At 71.8% G+C, this 17,368-nt stretch carries 16 protein-coding genes; 3 read left to right on the top strand and 13 right to left on the bottom strand.

Going from position 1 to position 17,368, the window contains the following annotated elements; translation table 11 throughout:
- Positions 1 to 77: 77 nt before the first annotated feature.
- Positions 78 to 761, bottom strand: a complete 684-nt coding sequence (locus tag ACFO60_RS02675) for a DNA alkylation repair protein (protein WP_380836292.1) — start codon at positions 759 to 761, stop codon at positions 78 to 80.
- The gene (locus ACFO60_RS02670) at positions 758 to 1,498 is read right to left on the bottom strand and encodes a TetR/AcrR family transcriptional regulator (RefSeq protein WP_380836290.1); all 741 of its coding nucleotides are present in this window, start codon (positions 1,496 to 1,498) and stop codon (positions 758 to 760) included. Before ACFO60_RS02670 ends, ACFO60_RS02675 begins: the two co-directional genes overlap by 4 nt.
- 245 nt (positions 1,499 to 1,743) lie before the next feature.
- Between ACFO60_RS02670 and ACFO60_RS02665 the strand changes: the two genes are divergently transcribed.
- Complete coding sequence (locus ACFO60_RS02665; protein WP_380836288.1) at positions 1,744 to 2,661, top strand: SDR family oxidoreductase; 918 nt, start codon at positions 1,744 to 1,746, stop codon at positions 2,659 to 2,661.
- A gap of 48 nt (positions 2,662 to 2,709) precedes the next feature.
- On the opposite strand, the gene ACFO60_RS02660 is transcribed toward ACFO60_RS02665, so the two are convergent.
- From ACFO60_RS02660 to ACFO60_RS02645, 4 genes are all read right to left on the bottom strand, one after another.
- Positions 2,710 to 3,069: a hypothetical protein gene (locus ACFO60_RS02660; protein ID WP_380836286.1), complete on the bottom strand. Its 360-nt coding sequence runs from the start codon at positions 3,067 to 3,069 to the stop codon at positions 2,710 to 2,712.
- A gap of 206 nt (positions 3,070 to 3,275) precedes the next feature.
- Positions 3,276 to 3,794 (bottom strand): flavodoxin family protein, encoded by a 519-nt coding sequence (locus ACFO60_RS02655; RefSeq protein ID WP_380836284.1) that lies wholly within the window; start codon positions 3,792 to 3,794, stop codon positions 3,276 to 3,278.
- Between the two features lie 108 nt (positions 3,795 to 3,902).
- Positions 3,903 to 4,247, bottom strand: a complete 345-nt coding sequence (locus ACFO60_RS02650) for a spore germination protein GerW family protein (protein WP_380836282.1) — start codon at positions 4,245 to 4,247, stop codon at positions 3,903 to 3,905.
- A gap of 135 nt (positions 4,248 to 4,382) precedes the next feature.
- Positions 4,383 to 5,717: a xylan 1,4-beta-xylosidase gene (locus ACFO60_RS02645; protein WP_380836281.1), complete on the bottom strand. Its 1,335-nt coding sequence runs from the start codon at positions 5,715 to 5,717 to the stop codon at positions 4,383 to 4,385.
- A 355-nt stretch (positions 5,718 to 6,072) separates the two neighbouring features.
- On the opposite strand from ACFO60_RS02645, the gene ACFO60_RS02640 reads away from it, so the two are divergent.
- Positions 6,073 to 6,783, top strand: coding sequence for a hypothetical protein (locus ACFO60_RS02640; protein ID WP_380836280.1), 711 nt, complete (start codon positions 6,073 to 6,075; stop codon positions 6,781 to 6,783).
- Positions 6,784 to 6,787: 4 nt separating this feature from the next.
- Here the strand turns inward: ACFO60_RS02640 and ACFO60_RS02635 are convergent, their stop codons facing one another.
- From ACFO60_RS02635 to ACFO60_RS02625, 3 genes are read right to left on the bottom strand one after another with little or no spacing between them, the layout of a single operon-like run.
- Complete coding sequence (locus tag ACFO60_RS02635; protein ID WP_380836278.1) at positions 6,788 to 7,273, bottom strand: (2Fe-2S)-binding protein; 486 nt, start codon at positions 7,271 to 7,273, stop codon at positions 6,788 to 6,790.
- Positions 7,270 to 8,202: an FAD binding domain-containing protein gene (locus ACFO60_RS02630; RefSeq protein WP_380836276.1), complete on the bottom strand. Its 933-nt coding sequence runs from the start codon at positions 8,200 to 8,202 to the stop codon at positions 7,270 to 7,272. The genes ACFO60_RS02635 and ACFO60_RS02630 overlap by 4 nt, the downstream gene beginning before the upstream one ends.
- On the bottom strand, positions 8,199 to 10,598 hold the full coding sequence (locus ACFO60_RS02625; protein WP_380836275.1) for a xanthine dehydrogenase family protein molybdopterin-binding subunit: 2,400 nt from the start codon (positions 10,596 to 10,598) through the stop codon (positions 8,199 to 8,201). Before ACFO60_RS02625 ends, ACFO60_RS02630 begins: the two co-directional genes overlap by 4 nt.
- Before the next feature lie 132 nt (positions 10,599 to 10,730).
- On the opposite strand from ACFO60_RS02625, the gene ACFO60_RS02620 reads away from it, so the two are divergent.
- Positions 10,731 to 11,543, top strand: coding sequence for an ATP-grasp domain-containing protein (locus ACFO60_RS02620; protein ID WP_380836273.1), 813 nt, complete (start codon positions 10,731 to 10,733; stop codon positions 11,541 to 11,543).
- A 181-nt stretch (positions 11,544 to 11,724) separates the two neighbouring features.
- Here ACFO60_RS02620 and ACFO60_RS02615 read toward each other — a convergent pair whose 3' ends face one another.
- The 4 genes from ACFO60_RS02615 to ACFO60_RS02600 form a co-directional block, all read right to left on the bottom strand.
- A complete protein-coding gene (locus ACFO60_RS02615) occupies positions 11,725 to 12,792 on the bottom strand; it encodes an IS110 family RNA-guided transposase (protein ID WP_380836452.1) in 1,068 nt (355 codons plus the stop codon).
- Between the two features lie 235 nt (positions 12,793 to 13,027).
- Positions 13,028 to 15,592, bottom strand: a complete 2,565-nt coding sequence (locus ACFO60_RS02610) for a M14 family zinc carboxypeptidase (protein WP_380836271.1) — start codon at positions 15,590 to 15,592, stop codon at positions 13,028 to 13,030.
- 110 nt (positions 15,593 to 15,702) lie between these two features.
- Positions 15,703 to 16,461 carry an SDR family oxidoreductase gene (locus ACFO60_RS02605; protein WP_380836270.1) on the bottom strand — a complete coding sequence of 253 codons (759 nt, stop codon included), beginning with the start codon at positions 16,459 to 16,461 and terminating at the stop codon, positions 15,703 to 15,705.
- A 70-nt stretch (positions 16,462 to 16,531) separates the two neighbouring features.
- Entirely contained in the window at positions 16,532 to 17,197 is a 666-nt protein-coding gene (locus ACFO60_RS02600) for a flavin reductase family protein (protein WP_380836449.1), read from the bottom strand.
- Positions 17,198 to 17,368 lie beyond the last annotated feature (171 nt).

The following is a 17,368-nucleotide window of genomic DNA, read 5'->3' as shown; positions in this document are numbered from 1 at the left end:
AGGTTGATCATGTGACGACTTTTCGTCTCATTGCGCAAGGACGGTCACAAGATCATGTCTGACCTGCGCCGCACGGCTCAGCTCACCGGCAGGTTCTTCAGGGCCTCTCGGCGGCTGAGGCCGGTGAGGCCCTTGTGCTGGACGTAGCGGACGACCTCGCGCGGGCTGGTCTTCGCGTATTGGCGCAGCGCCCAGCCGATCGCCTTGCGGGCGAAGAAGTCGGTGTCGGCCAGGCTCGGCTCGATGCAGGCGTACAGCAGGCCCGCGTCCGTGCGTTCCTTGAAGCTGTTCTGGCACAGGATGGCCGTGCGGCGCCGCCACAGATCGCCGTCGTGCGCCCACTCGAGCATGAGCGGGCGCATCGTGTCGGGGAAGGCCAGCAGGAGCGTCCCCACCCGGTTGATCGCCAGGTCGTCTACGTAGTCCCACCAGGCGCCCGTGACGATCATCTCTTCGTACATCGGCACGGTGTAGAGCGTCTGGAAGGACTTGTAGTAGCGGAAGGCGGACAGCTGCATCGCGGCGTACCGCTCTTCGCGGTACTCGGCGTCGCGCCACATCGCAAGGACGGTCTTGCGCCACTCGGGCGCGCTGTCGATGCGGTGCTCGGCCAGGACCTTGCGCAACGCCGCCCGCAGTGGCACGGCCTGCACGCCGAGGAAGGGCATCGCGGACTTCATGTACGCCTGCATGGCGGGCGCCTTCGCCGGATCGGCGACCTCGGTCAGCGCCACGCGGACGGCCTTGTGCAGAGGGGTCATGCTTTCTGGCTCGTGCGCTCGCCCGTGGCCAGACCGTCGAACAGGACGGTGATGTAGTGCTCGGCGAGGTGGGTCGTGGTGAAACGACCTCCCGGGCGGAACCAGCGCACGGCCACCCAGATGCTGTCGCGGATCATGCGGTAGGTCAGCTTCGGATCGACGTCGGCCCTGAGCTGGCCCGCGGCCTGCCCGCGCTTGATCTGCCCGATCCACATGCGCTCGACCTCGTCCTCGGCCTTGATGAGGTAGTCGAAGCGGTTGCCGGGGAGGGAGCGCAGGTAGTTCCAGTCGTTCTGCATCACGGTGATGGCGGCGCGGTGCGGTTCGAGGGTGCCGAAGCCGATGCGCACCATCTCGGACAGCACGCTGCGGGGGTCGCCGTCGCCCTCCATGACCTGGCGGTAGCGCCCGATAAGATCCTTCAGGAACGTCGAAAGGACCTCGTCGACGATCGTCTCTTTGGAGTCGAAGTGGTGATACAGGCTGCCGGAGAGGATGCCCGCCTCGTCGGCGATCTGGCGCACGGTGGTCGCCTGGAACCCCTTGCGGGCGAAGAGCTCGGCGGCGAGCCTCACGAGATGCTCGCGGCGCTCGGAGGCGGAGGCGGCCGTGGCCGCGCGGCGCGGGGGGCCCTGGCGCCGGGCCGTCGTGGCGTCGCCCCCCGGGGAGATCGCGCTGGTCGCACCTGCCGCGGGCAGCGCTCCGCCGGAGTTCTTACGCGTGTTCACGTCCTCCATTATGGCCTCCATGCAATCGCTTGTTCACCTGACGACCGGCATGAGTAACCTGCTCACCTTACGTTCTTGACACGACCAAGCGCTTGCTATCATGCCGGGCCGGACACCTCCCGGCTGCGGCGGCGGCGGCGGCCGGACGCTCCCGGCGACGCACCGCGTTGGATCGCGACAATTCCTTCCAAAGGGGCATGAATCCGCAGTTCCGGGGAAAAGACCCGTGGTCTAACAGAAAAGGGAACGGTGAAGTGAGCGGTCTCTGCGAGGGACGGGTCGTTGTGGTGACGGGTGCCGGCCGCGGCATCGGTCGGGAGCACGCCATCGAGTTCGCGCGCCAGGGCGCCAAGGTCGTGGTCAACGACCTCGGCACCGGCCCCCAAGGGGGAGGGCGCTCAGGAGACCCGGCTCACGCCGTCGTCGCCGAGATCCGCGACCTCGGCGGCGAGGCCGTCGCCAACTGCGACGACGTCGCCGACTGGGACGGCGCGGGACGGCTGGTGAAGACGGCCGTCAGCGCCTTCGGCGGGCTCGACGTGCTCGTCAACAACGCGGGGTTCCTGCGCGACCGCATGATCGTTTCCATGACCGAGCAAGAGTGGGACGACGTCGTCCGGGTCCACCTCAAAGGGCACTTCCTGCCGCTGCGGCACGCCGCCGCGTACTGGAGGGAGCAGGCCAAGGCGGGCCGCCCCGTGGACGCCCGGGTCGTCAACACCTCCTCCGGCGCGGGCCTGCTCGGCAGCGTCGGACAGGTCAACTACGCCGCGGCCAAGGCGGGCATCGTGGCGCTCACCCACACCGCCGCGACCGAGCTCGGCCGGTACGGCGTGACCGTCAACGCCATCGCGCCCTCCGCGCGCACCCGCATGACCGAGCAGGTCTTCTCCGCGATGATGGCGCCGCCGGAGTCGGGTTTCGACATCATGGACCCCGCCAACATCGCCCCCCTGGTGGTCTGGCTCGGCTCGGCCGAGTCGGCGGGCGTCACCGGGCGGGTGTTCGAGGTCGAGGGCGGCATGATCTCGATCGCGACCGGCTGGCACCACGGTCCGGGCGTCGACAAGGGCGGGCGGTGGCACGTGGAGGAGATCGGCGAGGCCGTCGCCAAGCTGCTGACGGACGCCCCCATCCCCGACCCGGTGTACGGGACGGCGGCCCAGGGCTGATCGCCGCCGCGGGCCGTCGCCGCACCGCCCGCCGGCCCGCGGAAGACGTCACAGGAAGGCGTAACACTCCACCTCCGCCCGGCGGTAGGCAAGGCCATTGTTGACGGAGTCCTGCACGCACCGCCGTTCGAGCGCGCTGAGCTTCAGCGTGCCGCAAACGGTGACGCCGGAGTAGGTGCGGCAGTCGAGATCGGTGGCCCGTGCGCCGAGACGGTACCTGCGCTGGACCTCCACACGGCAGTCATTCTGGGCCTTCGCCGTGTTGGCGTAGCGGCATTGGCGGGTCAGGATTCGATATTGGTCTGAACTGACCGACTGCCTGCCATCTTGGTCAGGCGGCCCCCCGGCCGCGACGGTGCCGAACATCGTCGTCGTGACGAGCACGACGGCCGTGGTGAGATTTCTCATGACTCCCCCCAGTCATGAAGTACTTACCCGCAGTGCCGCCTTCCGAAGAACCATTCGATCGATTGGGCACGGGACGCCTGACGCGGGCGTGGCACCCGTCATGCCGGCGCAGGACGCGTGGTGTGGGCGCGCAGGAGGCGTGACGCCGGGGCCGGACGCCGCCGCTTCGGGGCAGAGCGGGCGACGCCGGCCCCGGCAGGCCGTGGTCAGGAAGCCTGGGCGGCGAAGGTGGCGGCGAGCCGCTCGCCCCACTGGCGAGCCCTGTCCGGCTCGCCCACCATCAGCGGTCCAGGGGATCCCATGACGTAGAAGCTCGTCGCCGGGGAGGCGAACCTGACCCCGAGGCGGCGCAGCCGCTTCTCGGCGCCGCGCGCGGCCGAGCCGGGGACGAGGTGGCTTCTGATATGTGTGTCGAAGGCCGCCGCCGTCAGCGCGGGAGCGTCGACCTTCGCGGAGTCCAGCCATTCGCGCAGCCCGATGCCCTGGGAGATCACCGGTTCCGCGGCCTGCTCGGCGGCGGCGACGCGGGTTCCGGGCTTGCTCATCCCGAAGGCGTGCGTCGGGCCGCCGACCACCAGCAGGTCGACGTCCTCGCCGACGGTCGTGGGCGCCGCGCCGACCTCCACGACGTCCACGCGCATGATCGAGGACAGCCCCTCGGCCACCGCCTTCGCGATCTGCCGCGTGTTGCCGAACATGGACTCGTAGACCACCAGCGCGTACATGACAAGCCACTACCTTTCGCAGGAACGGCCCGCTACTGAGGAGGACCGGCCGCCCCTCCGAGGTGAGGAGGGGCGGCCACCGTCTCCTCGGTGGCCGGCTGGGAAGAGCTACTTACGAGCACGCAGCCGGGCGATGGCGCGTACGGTCAGCAGCACGACCACGGCGACGATCTGGCCGCCGAGGATGACGCGGTTGACGTTGACGACGGGCAGCCAGCGGACCTTGGCGTCCTTGATGACGAACATGCCCTCGGGGGTGACGCCGAGGCCGAAGCCTCCGCCGGTGCCCTCGGACGGCTGCTCGCCTTCCTGCTTGCCCTCACCGCCGCCTCCACCGCCGGAGATACGGGCGACGGGGATGACCGTCACGCCGTCCTGGGTGACGGGGTCACCGAAGACTCGGCCGACCGACGCGGTGTCCTTGGCCCGGTCGATCATTTCCAAGACGTTCATAGCGTCTCCTTCCCGGAGATGACGACCCAAGCTTCGTGCGGAACACACGCGCTGGACAGGGAAGGAGGTCCGCACCCGCGGTGCCGAAGTGCCCATAACGGGCATTGCGCCGCGTGCCGCTCGCGGTCGGGACCGTCAGCGGGCGCTCCACTTGATCTCGTAAGGACGCAGGGTGAACTCCTTGCCGTCCACGGTCGTGGCGATCCGCCCGCCGGTGGTGTTGACCATCACCATCTGCCGGGGCTGCGCCAGCACCCGGACCGCGGGTTCGGACGAGGTGAGATCCTCAAGCTCCGCTCCCGCGGGGAACCACTGGGCGAAATCGCCCATCAGGCGGCCGGTCGGCAGCAGGGCGCCGGTCCGCGGGGCCCACATACAGGCCTGGCAGGCCCCCGTCTTGACCTGCGGGTTCCAGTACAGCGCCGTGGCGGCGCCGCTCTTGGCGAACTCGATCATCGAGGCGGCCTGGACGGCGAGCCGCATGGGCTCCTGCCACTTGGTGCCGTCCTCGGGGGCGAAGTACCACTCCGACCACCAGACCGGCAGGTCGCCGGCCTTGTCGCGCAGCCAGGCGGTGACCGCGCCGAACTTGCTCAGCGCTCCGAACGCGTCGGGCAGCAGCTCGTGGGCGTCGGTCGGCGAGGCGCCGTCGACCACGATGAAATCGGCGCCCTTCTTGTTGTCGAACCAGTACTCGAAGGCGTCCAGCGAGTTCTGGTTGACGACTCCCCAGGGGCCCCGCAGCTCGGACTTGCCGCTCTTGTTGCTGTCGAAGCCGATGTAGGGGCCGCCGATCTGGGCGTCGGGCCGCACCGCCTTCACCGCGTCGTAGACCTTGTTGTACATCTCGGTGTAGCCCTTGATGTCCGCCGGCTTCGAGTGGTCGCGCCAGAAGCCCTTGAGCTCGTTCCACACCATGAAGTACTTGACGTCGGTGTACCGCTTGGCGACGGCCGCCGTCAGGTCGGCGAAGTCGCCGAAGTGCTCAGGGTAGGGAGCGTCCTCCAGGTGCTCGGTCCACGCCGACTCCTCGGTCGGGCCCTCCGGGCCGCCCTTCATCCAGTCGGGGGCGCAGCAGAGGGTGATGACCGGAGTGCCGCCGGACTGCTTCATGAAGTTCGTCCGGCTGTCGAGGTCCTCCCAGAAGAACTCGCCGGGCCGGGGCTCGGGGTTGAGGGCTCCGAAACCCATGATGTGCTGGTTCTGCACCATCGGGGTCTGGGCGAGCGTCCGGCTCACGTCCTGCTCGAACCGCTCGGTGACGTTGTTGGCGCTGGTCCCGGTGTGGGTGAACCCCCAGCGCGGCCAGGCGGGGTCCACCCGCGGCGGCTTGGAGATCGCGGCGCCCGCCCCCGCGGGCGACTGGGAGGCCGGCCGGCGCCCCACGGTGGCCTCCGGCTTCGCGGTCCCTCCGGAGGAGCAGCCGGCCGTCACCAGCGCCATCACGATCCCCATGACCAGGGCGGCCACCCGGCCAGGACACCGCCGTGCAGATCCTCCGCCACCCGCTGACACCTGATCACCCGATCTTCGCCGTCCCGTCTACCTCAGAGCGTTCCACGAGGACTTCGAAAGTGACGAATCAGGCGCATGATTCACAGACAAGCGTTACGCCCCCCACACCCCATCACCACCCGCCCCTCCCCACGAACGCCGCTCCCAGGCCTTGGCGCCCGGGCGGTGTGCAGGGGGCGGCCGTGTTGGGGTGGCGGGGTCATCCCTGGGGTGGAGGCGATCAGGTCCCTGGGGTTGATGTCGTGGGACGGCGGGTGGGGGAGGCTGGGCGACGCGGTGGTGACGGTGGGCGTCGACGATGGAGGGTGCGGTGCGCCGGCGGTGGAGATGGGTTCTGGGCGGAGCGGTCGTGCTGCTCGTCGCGGGGATCGCCGGCGTGGCGGTGGCGTTCCCCTCGGTGGCGGCGACCGCCTGTCCGGGGTGCTACGGGCTGGAGGACCTCGGGGACGGCGTGTACGCCGAGCCGGGGACGCCGAAGGCCGGCGGGGAGCGACTGTCCGACGTCGTCGGGGAGGCGGAACGGCGGGTGGCGGAGTTCTACGGGGGCCGGAAGAGCAGCCCGCGCGTGCTGGCCTGCCTGACCGACGGCTGCTACCGCCGCATCGGCGGGGGAGGGGAGCGTGGGGTCGCGGTGCTGAACCGGGCGGTCCTGCTCTCGCCGCGCGGGCTGGACGCGGTCATCGCCTCCCACGAGATGTCGCACGTCGAGCTGCACGCCCGGCTGGACGGAGGCGAGGTGCCGCAGTGGTTCGACGAGGGGCTCGCCGTCCTGGTCTCCGGTGACGCGCGCTACCTGGCGCCGGCCGGGTCGCCCGACCGTTGCCTGGTGGCCGCGGACCGGTCCCTTCCCGCGGAGCTCGGGCAGTGGCTGAAGACGGCCGGCGCCGACCGGAACCTGTACGCCGAGGCGGCGTGCCGCGTGAGCCGGTGGGTCACCGCCAACGGCGGCTCTGGCGCCGTGCCGTCCCTTATCGACCGCCTCAACGAGGGCGAGAGGTTCGACGCCGTCTTCCGGTCCTGAGCGGTCACGCCGGCGGCTCGCTCCTCGGCCGCGCGGCGGCGCGCAGGACGGCGCGGCGGATGGGCTCGTAACCGGTGCAGCGGCAGAGGTTGGAGCCGAGCAGGGCCGCGAGCCGCTCAGGGTCGTCGGCGACGGCCGGGTCGGACTCCAGCGCTCCGGCGGCCGACATCAGCCATCCCGGCGTGCAGAAACCGCACTGGAGGGCGCGCTCGGCGGAGAACGCCTCCTGAAGCGGGTGTGGACGGCCGTCCGGCGCCGCCAGCCCTTCGACGGTGCGGATCGGCCGCCCGTCGCACTGCACGGCCAGCATCAGGCACGACCGTACGGCCTCGCCGTCCACCAGGACGGTGCATGCCCCGCACACGCCCATCTCGCAGCCCAGATGCGTCCCGGTCAGGTGGCAGTCCTCCCGCAGGACGTCGGCGAGGACGCGCCGCGGCTCGACGTCCAGCGGGTGGTCCCGGCCGTTCACCACGAGCGTGATCCTCATCCCCGATCACCTCCGGGCCGGTGGCCACCGCCGTGCGCCCGCCCGTCCGACGACGCCTCGCACAGGGCCCGGCCCACCAGGACGGCGATCACGTGCCGGCGGTGCTCGACATCGGCGTACGGCTCGGCGACGGGCTCGGCGTCGTCCTCGGCGGCGATGCGGGCCGCGCGGGCGAAGGGATGGCCCGGCGGCGGGCCGAGGCCGGGGGAGAGGTCCTCGGCGCCGATCAGCGAACGTTCGGCCGCGTGCGCGCGCAGCGGCGTGCCCGCGCAGTTGGCCAGGGCGATCCTCGCCTCGGTGACCACACCGTCGCGCACGGTGAGCGCCACGGCGACGGCGACCTGGGCGAAGCAGAACTGTGTGCGACGGTGCTCGGCGAACGCGACCCCCGTGGCGTCGCCGAGCAGGGGCAGCCGCACCGCGGTGATCAGCTCCTCGGGGGCGAGGGCGGTCGCGTGCGGGCCGTGGAAGTAGTCCCGGGCCGCGACCACGCGCGTCCCGGCGGGGCCGCACGCCTCGACGCCGGCGTCCAGGGCCACGGCGACGGCGCACCATTCGGAGGCGGGGTGCGCCCAGGCCAGGCTGCCCGCCATGGTGCCGCGGGCGCGGATGGGCGGGTGGGCGATGTTGACGACGGCGCGCGAGAGCAGGCGTCCAAGCGGGCCCGGGGCCACCCGCGGGGATTCGAAGACGCGATGACGGGCCAGCGCGCCGACCAGCAGCGCTCCCTCGTCCACCCGCACATCGGCCAGGCCGCCGATGCCGTTGATGTCGACCACCAGATCGGGGCACGACCGGCGCAGGCGCATGTCGAGGATCAGGCTCTGCCCGCCCGCCAGCACCTGGGCCCGCCTGCCGGGGACGGCGAGCGCGTCCACGGCCTCGGCGACCGTGTCCGGCGCGAGGTAGTCGAAGGCGGGAGGCTTCACCGGCCGCGGTCCGTCCTGCGGCCGGCCGCCCGGTCGCGGACCGGCCGGCCGTCCGCACGGCCGGGGAGCTCCTGGGCGCCCGCCGGGCCGCGGTCCGCCTTCGGGGCGCGCGCCGCGCGCCATACGACGTCGGGGGTGAGCGGCATCTGGAGCAGCCCGGGGTCGGCGACGCGCAACGCGTCGACGACGGCGTTGACGATGGCCGGCGGGGTGCCGATGCATCCGGACTCTCCCGCCCCCTTGGCGCCCAGCGGCGTGACCGGGCTGGGCGTGCGGGTGGCCGCGATGTCGATGGGCGGCACCTCGGCGAAGGTGGGCAGCAGGTAGTCCAGCAGCCCGTTGGGCAGCACGGGCAGCCCGGCGTCGTCGTAGGGCACCCCTTCGTACAGCGCCTGCCCGATGCCCTGCACGGCCGATCCCAGGGACTGCCCGTGGACCACCGCGGGGTCGAGCGCCACCCCGCAGTCGTCCACGGCGACGAGTCGCAGCACGCGCACGGTACCGAGGTCCACGTCGACCTCCACCACCGCGGCGTGAGTGCCGAACGGGAACGCCATGCCCGCCTCGAACCGCTCGTCCACGCGGAGCGGCCCTGTGGCCCGTACCAGTTCGCCCAGGCCGGTGACGGCCGGGGAAGCCCCCGCGGCCCGCAGGGTGCCATCGGACCAGGTCACCTTGTGGACCGGCAGTTCCCACAGAGTCGCGGCCCGTCGCCTGGCCTGGTCGATGAGCGTCCGCGCGGCCTGCTGGAGGGCCGCGCCGGCGATCTGCGCCGAGCGGCTGGCGAACGAGCCGACTCCCTCGGGCACCTCGCCGGTGTCGCCCTCGATCAGCCGGACGCGCGCCGGCTCGATGCCCAGCGTGGCGGCGACCAGCGCCGAGAAGGTCGTCTCGTGGCTCTGCCCGCTGGAGCAGGCGCCGCACCGGGCGACGACCGTGCCGTCCTGGCACGCCTCGACCGCGGCGAACTCGTGCAGGCCGCCGGGCTCGCCGCCCGAGCGCTCCACATAGCAGGCGAGCCCGATGCCGAGCGGAAGGGCGTCCGGGTCGGCGCGGCGCCGGTCCCGTTCCGCTCGCCACCGGTCGTAGCCGAGGGTCTCCAGCGCGAGATCGAGGGCGGCGGCGTAGTCGCCGCTGTCGTAGCGCCGTCCGGTCGGGGTGTCGTACGGGAAGCGCTCGGGCGCGATGAAGTTGCGCCGCCGCAGCTCGGCGGGGTCCATGCCGAGCCGGCGGGCCACCTCGTCCATCGTGCGCTCCAGCGCGGCCGTGGCCTCGGGACGCCCGGCGCCCCTATAGGGGTAGGTCATCATGGTGTTGGTCAGCACCGAGCGGACGGTGGCGTGCACGCGGGGGGTGGCGTACGGGCCCGTCGCCATGCGGGCCGTCTGCATCGGCAGCGCCGCCCCGAGGTGCGGGTAGGCCCCCACGTCGGCGTCGATCGCCAGCTCGTAGGCCAGCAGCCGCCCGTCGGCGTCGGCGGCCAGCCGCACCCGCTGGTCCTGCCCGCGTCCCCGGGTCGCGGCGAGCAGCGACTCCATGCGGTCCTCGATCCACCGGACGGGGCGTTCGAGCGCCACGGCCAGGAAGGCGGCCACGATGTACTCGGGGAAGGTCGCGCTTTTCGAGCCGAACGCGCCGCCGCTGTCCTGCACCACCACGCGGACGCGGCCGGGGGACCACCCGAGGGTCCCGGCCAGATCCCGGCGCAGCCGGTGCGGCATCTGGTGCGAGCACCACACCGTCAGCCCGTCCCCTTCCGGCACGGCGAGGAAGGCCCTGCATTCCATCGGCGACGGCAGCAGCACCTGCTGGCGGTAGGCCGCCTCGACCACGACGGCCGCGCGCCGCCAGACCGCCTCGTCGATCGGGTCGCCGGCCGAGCCTTCCATCGCGATGTTGCTCAGGCCGTCGAACAGGGGGACCGGCGCCTCCAGCGACGCGGCGGTCGTCACGGCCGCCGGCAGCGGGTCGATCAGGACGCCGACCGCCGCCGCGCCGTCCTCGGCCCGGTAACGGTCCTCGGCGAGGACCACCGCGACGGCCTCGCCCGGGTAGCGCACCCGGTCGGTCGCCAGGGCGGGCCAGTCGCGCCCGGCCACGACCTCATAGGTGGACAGGCCGGCCAGCAAGGCGGGGGGGACCTGCGGCGGATGCCGCCGGTCGGCGGCCGGCATGGCGCAGGTGGCAAGGCGGGGCAGGCCGGCGGCCGACCAGGCGCCCACGACCCCCGGCACCTCCATGGCCGGGGCGCAGTCGACCTCGCGCAGCCTGCCGTGCGCGACGGTGCTCCTGACGAAGACCGCCGCGAGGCATCCGGGCACGTCGATGTCGGCGACATACCGGCCGTGTCCGGTGAGCAGCCGCTCGTCTTCCCGCCTCGTGCATGCGAACGACACCAGGAGCCTCCACGAACATCCTTGTCGGCCGTCGACAAAGCCCGGCTCACCGCACACCTCCTAAGCCGTAAATAGTGGACATGTCCGTAGGATGCGCACGGTACTGACGTGGTGAAATCTGGATGGAGCGTCGTGAAGTTCGCTTATGTCACCTATGACGGGCCGGATGACGACCGGGAGGTACTGCTCGCCGCCTGGGAACGGGCCGGAGCAGAGGGGGCCGCGGTGCGATGGAACGACCCGGCGGCCGACTGGGAGTCCTTCGACGCGGCCGTGGTCCGCTCGCCCTGGGACTACATCCTGCACCGGGACGCGTTCGTCGAGTGGGCGTACAAGGTGGAGAGCGGCACCCGGCTGCTCAACCCCGCTTCGGTGCTCGAGCGGAACACCGACAAGACCTACCTGCGCGATCTGGGCGTCCCGACCGTCCCGACGCACTGGATCCACCCCGGGGAGCAGGTGACGCTCCCCGTCCACGCCGAGTACGTCGTCAAGCCGGCCGTCTCGGCCGGAGCCCGCGACACCATACGCACGGCCGACCGCGCCGCCGCCGAGACCCACGCGCGGAACCTCACCACGGCGGGCCGCGTCGCCATGGTCCAGCCGTACCTGGACATGGTCGAGACCGAGGGCGAGACCTCCCTGGTCTACATCGGCGGCCGGTTCAGCCACGCCCGGCGCCGCGCCGCGATGCTCGCCGACGCCGTCCCCGCCGACCACCGCTCGATCCCCGGCCGCGACCCCGAGCCGGACCAGTTCGCCCTGGCGGAACGGGTGCTCGCCGAGGTGGAGGCCGACCTGCTGTACGCGCGCGTCGACCTGGTCCGCCTCCCGGACGGGACCCCGGCCCTGATCGAACTGGAGCTCACCGAGCCCTACCTGTTCCTCAGCACCACCCCCGGCGCCGCCGACCGCCTCACCGAGGCCCTCCTCGCCCTTCTCTGACCCGAACCGGCGAAGGCTCCGGCTGTTCTGCGGATGACGACGCCGGGCGGGCCTCAGGAACACGCTTCGCCGGGGCGGGGGTTCGCGGGGGTCGTCATGAGTGCGGCCCGCGCCTCCTGGTGTTCGCAGGGGGCGCGGGCCGCGGTTGTCAGGCGGGTGGCCAGGGATGCTCCTATGGATGTCAAGCGGCGAGATCTTGATCGTTTGCTGTGATGATGATCCGGTAGAGCTCCCGGGCGATGTAGCGTTTGAGGCAGCGGATGATCTCTTTTTTGGAGAGTCCTTCTTTTGTGCGTCGTTCCATGTAGGCGCGGGTGCGGGGGTCCCAGCGCAGGCGGCATAGGACGACGCGGTAGAGCGCGGCGTTGGCCTGCCGGTCGCCGCCTCGGTTGAGCCGGTGCCGGTGGGTCTTCCCCGATGAGGCCGGGATCGGAGCAGCGCCGCAGAGCATGGCGAACGCGGCCTCGGAGACAATCCGGTCGTGGTTTTGGCCAGCGGTGACCAGCAGCTGGCCGGCGACATCGGTGCCGACGCCGTTCGCCGCGACCAGGCCGGGGTTGATGGCGGCCACGAGTGGGTCCAGGAGTTCGTTCAGATCGTTGATCTCTTGTGTGAGCTGCTGGTGGCGGCGGGCCAGCGACCGCAAAGCGATCTTGGCGGCGGTGGCTGGACTTGCGGCGTCGGCCCGATCCGGCTGCAGGCCCGCACAAAGGTTGATCAATTCCTTCACGGGCAGGGCGCGCAGTCGTTGGCGCAGGTCGTCGGGAGCGGTGACGATCAGGGTTTTGATCTGGCGCTGAGCGTCGGCGCGCTGGTCGACCGCCGATCGGCGAGCCACGCGTAGGTTGCGCAGCGCCTCGATCCGGCCATCGCGCTGTTCGGGGATGCCGGTGCGGTCGGCGGCCAGGGCGGCCTTGGCCGCGGCGATGGCATCGATCGGGTCGGACTTGCCCTGGAAGCGCCGGGTCTTTCGGCCGGGCCGGTCGACCTCGACCACTACGACGTGCTCGTTTCGCAGCAGGCGCGCCAGTCCGGCCCCGTAGGCGCCGGTGCCCTCGACACCGACGAGCATCAGCGGCCCGAAGGCACGCATCCAGGTCAGCAGGGCGGTATAGCCGGCCGGGGTAGCGGGGAAGCATTCGGTGCCAAGTACGCGGCCCACGTGATCGATCACGGCCGCGGTGTGGGTGTCTTGATGGGTATCGACTCCACCGCAGACTTCGGTGATGGTCGATTGCTGGGGTGTAATGGAGGTCATCGTCGTCCTGTCGTCTTGACCGGGGGCAGGGCGGCACGCACCAGCCGGGCGGACGGACAAGACAGTGATGGGGCCTCTGGCCAGGCTCCTATGAGGTCACCCCGCCACGTCCGGTGAGTGCAGGTGAGCGCCTCCCGACCGAGGCCGACAGATCCGCTTGAGGACCCGAAGTCAGTCAGGGGTTGGGTCAGACCCCGCCGGGAGGCGCTCACCTACATCATCACTGTCAGGGGAGGACCACCGCGAGGGGGGTCACTCCGGCGGTGCGGAGGGCGGCCGGGAGCTTGGCGGCCCAGGGATGCTCGTCGAGGGCCAGGCCCTCGGGGTTGCCCACGACGAAGCGGATCGAGCCGTCGGGGCCGGGCCGCTCGGTCCAGGCCGCGCCGAAGCCGGACAGCGCGGTGGCGACCTTGGCCTTGTCGGCGACGCCGACGGTGACGCGGATGGCCGACTCACGGCCGGGGGCGGCGGCCGCCGTCACCGTGGGGTCCGCGGCCGCGGACGGCGCGCCGGTGGCGGCGTTCCCGGGGGTCCGGCTCTGGGCGGCGGCCGGGGCCTTCGGGAGGTCCGCGGTCAGCGCGTTGGTGATCAGGCGGGCGGTGCCGTCGGTGAAGGCCCGGAAGTTGGGCTCGCCGGCGAACAGGATCGCGTGCCCCCGGCCGACGGGCTCGTCCAGCACCGCGGCGGTGCCGCCGAGCTCCTCCGCGCCGAGCTCGAAGCCCGAGACGAACCAGTCAGGGGAGTCGGCGGCCGGGTAGGAGGCCACGACCTGCGCGGGGTCCGCGGCCCGCATCAGCGGGTCGTAGGAGTAGAACTGCCAGGCGCTGGACCCGACACCCGCGGCCAGCGGGCCCTTGGCCACCTGGACGCGGAACAGCGAGCCGGGGACGTCGGAGGTCGGCTCGGCGAAGGTCGCCGTGCTCACGCCCGCCAGGGAGGCGAGCTGCGCGCCGCCGCTCCATCCGACGTACCGGCCGCCGCGGCTCACCCAGGACGTGAGCGCGTCGCGCCCCTGCTGCCCGAGGGCGGCGTTCGCCGAGGCCGCGGGACCGGCCGGGACCAGCAGCACGTCAAGGCCCGACAATCTGCCCGCCGCGACGTCCGCCGGGGTCAGCGTGGTGTAGGGCAGCTTCCACTCGCGGTCGAGTCGTTGCCGCAGCCAGCCGAGGGACTCGATCGTGGTGCCCGAGGTGGCCGACAGTCCCAGCACGCCGACCTTGGGCCGCTTGGCGGGAGCCGGAGGCGAGACGACGGCGGGGACGCGCTCGGCGGGGGAGGCCGGGGGCGCCAGAACGCCGCCGGACGAGCCGCCGGACACGTTCGCCAGCAGTGGCAGGCTCCAGGCGGTCACGTCGTAGAAGTAGGGGAAGGGCGTGTAGCCGTCCTCGCCGAGCATGGCCTGGATCCAGTGCTTCTGACCCTGGGCCATGGGGATCCAGTACGTGCCCTTGGGCAGGGTGGCGCGGGCCGGCGGGCGGCCGTACTCCTTGTAGTCCGGGACGGTGATGGCCCTGGCGAGCTTGTAGACCTTGACGTCCATGCGCTGGAGCCGGCGCACGATCGACTCGACCGCGGCCTTCTTGCCCGGGTCGCCGGCGCGCAGGAAGTAGTGGCGGACCGGCCGGTCGGGCACCTGGGTGATGACCTCGTTGCCGGGGTTGTAGACCTGGTTCGGTTCGAGCCTGCCGGCGAGGCCCTGCTCGAACGCCTCGGCGTGCATGCCGTGCCAGGTGGTGAGGATGCTCTCCCGGTGCGAGGCGGCGGCCGACAGCGACACCCACTGGGTGAGGTACTGCTCGAAGGCGCGGGTCGCGATGGGGGAGTCGCCGCCCTTCTCGTACGTCATGCCGGCCGCGTTGAAGCCGGTGGTCGGCACGGTGTCGCCGTAACCCATGTAGAACAGGTCGTACACGTCCCTGTTGGTGAAGGGCAGGCCGCGCCGGGTGAACTCGTCGATCATGGACTGGCCGTACAGGTTGCTGATCCAGTCGTAGGCGGGCTCGGCGATGTCGTGGTAGATCGGGTCGGCGTTCGGCGGGAAGAAGTACTCCGTGCCGCCCTGTTCGTGGGCGTCGATGTACAGCTGCGGCGGGTACCTGCGCAGCAGTTCGAGCTTGCCGTCGGTCTCCGGCTGGGTGCGGGCGAACCAGTCGCGGTTCATGTCGAAGCCGTAGGCGTTGCGCCGGGTGTCGGCCTCGCGCCCGTCGGGGTTCTGGATCGGCAGGATGACGACGGTGGCGTTGTCGAGGATGCGCCTGGCCGCGCAGTCGTCGCGGTCCGACAGGTCGTAGAGCGTCTTCAGCGCCGCGTCGGCGCCGCTCTCCTCGTTGCCGTGGACGTTGCCGGTGACCCACAGGACGGCGGTGGTGCGCTTGGCGATGAGCCTGGTCAGCGCCGAGGGGGTGAGCGGGTCGCGCAGCGCCTTGACGGCCAGCTCGGTCGCGGCGAGCCCGGCCTTGGTGACGTTCGCGGGCCTGCCGACGATCGCGTACTTCAGCGGGCGGCCCTGGGCGGTGGTGGCGAGGGTGCCGGAGACGACGCGGTCGCTCGACCGCGCGATCGCTTCCAGGAGCGTGTCGGACTCGGCCGAGGTGACCTCGCGCTCGCCGAGGTCGAACCCGAGCACGCTCTTGGGGGTCGGGACCTTGTTCAGGTACACGGGCGCGGTCCGGGTGGGATCGCAGGTGCCGGACGTCTGCGCGGGTGTGGGGTCCGCCTGGGCGGTCCCGGCTGGGAGGGCGAGCGCTAAGGCCAATGCGGCCGGCGCGACCACTTTGAGACGCTTGAGCATGCGATCACCGTGTCATCGGCATTTATCCGCGACAAGAGTGATTTTTTAGGTTCACGTTACATTCGAGGTGATTGCCGGGTCATCCGGCTCAGAGCCGGAGAGCGGATCGCTCAGCCGGTGGAGATCCCTCCGTCGACCGGGATGACGGCGCCGGTGAGGTACGCCCCCGCGCGGGACGCCAGGAAGATCGCCGCCCCGGCCATGTCGTCCGGGCGGCCGATGCGCCCGAGCGGGACCTGCGTCTCGATGGCGGCGCGCGTCTGCGGGTCGTCCAGCGCGAAGGCCATCATCTTGGACTCGAACGGCCCGGGGGCGATGGCGTTCACGGTGATCGACTCGGCGGCGAGCGTGTGCGCCAGATGCCTGGTGAGCATGTGGACGCCCGCCTTGGCCGCCGAGTAGGCGTAGTTCTCCACGGCCGGGGCGCGCAGGCCGTCGACCGACCCGATGTTGATCACGCGGGCCGGGTCGTCGGCCGACGCCGAGGCGCGCAGCAGCGGCAGGAAGCGCTGGGTCAGGTAGAACACGCCCTTGACGTTGATGCCCCAGAGCTTGTCGAAGGCGTGCTCGGGATACTCCTCCAGCGGTGCGCCCCAGGTCGCGCCGGCGTTGTTCACCAGCACGTCCAGGCGGTCCTCGCGCTCGGCGACCGCCGAGACCAGCGTCTCGACGCCCTGCGGCGTCGAAAGGTCGGCGGGGACGGCCGCGCAGCCGAGTTCGGCGCCCGTCTTCTCCACCTCGGCGGCCTTGCGGGAGGAGATGTAGACGGTCGCGCCGGCCGCCGCGAAGCCTGAGGCGATCATCTTCCCTATGCCCCGCGAACCGCCCGTCACGACGACGGTCTTGCCTTCAACCGAGAACAGCGTCATGTCCCCCGATGATGCCGCACCGGCCTCCGGCCGTCCATACCGACTGGTCGGTCCGACCCGCGTCGCGGGCTCAGACGCCGAAGCGGCCGTAGTCGCCGCGGAAGAACAGCAGGGGACCGTGGTCGGCGTGCGCGTCCAGCGCCAGGACGCGGGCCACGACGATGGTGTGGTCGCCCGCCACGTGCTCCGACTCGATCGAGCAGTCGATCCAGGCCAGTGCGCCGCTGATGAACGGGCCGCCGCCGGGTGACGGGCTCCAGGGCAGGCCGGCGAACTTGTCCACGCCCTTGGCCGCGAGCCGCCTGCTGACGTGCTCCTGCCGTTCGGACAGGACGTTCACGCAGATGCTCGGCGCCGCCTTGAGCCGCTGCCAGGTCATGCTGGTGTTGGCCACGCAGAAGGCCACGAGCGGGGGATCCAGCGACACCGACGTGAAGGAGTTCACCGCGAGGCCGTGCGGCGCGCCGTCGGCCGGGTCGATGCCCGTGACGGCGACCACGCCGGTGGCGAACCGGCCCAGCACACTCCTGAAATGGCCCGGGTCGCCGGCGTCACCGCTCGCCGGCAGGGCGCCGGCTTCGGGCGCCACGTGCCCGTTACCGGCCGCGCGGCGCCCGTTCGCCGCCGCGCGGCGCCCGTCGCCGGGTGGGCGGCGCCCGTCCGGGGGCGTGTGGTGCTCGCCGGAGGGGGCGAAGGACCCGCTCTCGGCGGCGGCGGCGGCGCCGCCGGGCCGCACGTACGGCAAGGGAGGCAGGGGAGGCGGGGGAGGAGGAGCGCTCGGCCTGTACGTCAACGCTCGTTCCCTCCGGAGGCGGCCCTCATGGGGCCGGGCGGTCGGTCCGCCCGGCGAGGGTGTCGCCTTCAGCATGCAACTTCAACCATGGTTCAGGTCAAGGCCGGGGATCTG

The organism is Sphaerisporangium dianthi, from assembly GCF_042654065.1.
In the GTDB taxonomy this organism is placed as follows: Bacteria; Actinomycetota; Actinomycetes; order Streptosporangiales; family Streptosporangiaceae; genus Sphaerisporangium; species Sphaerisporangium dianthi.
This window is presented reverse-complemented; position numbering and strand designations above follow the sequence as displayed.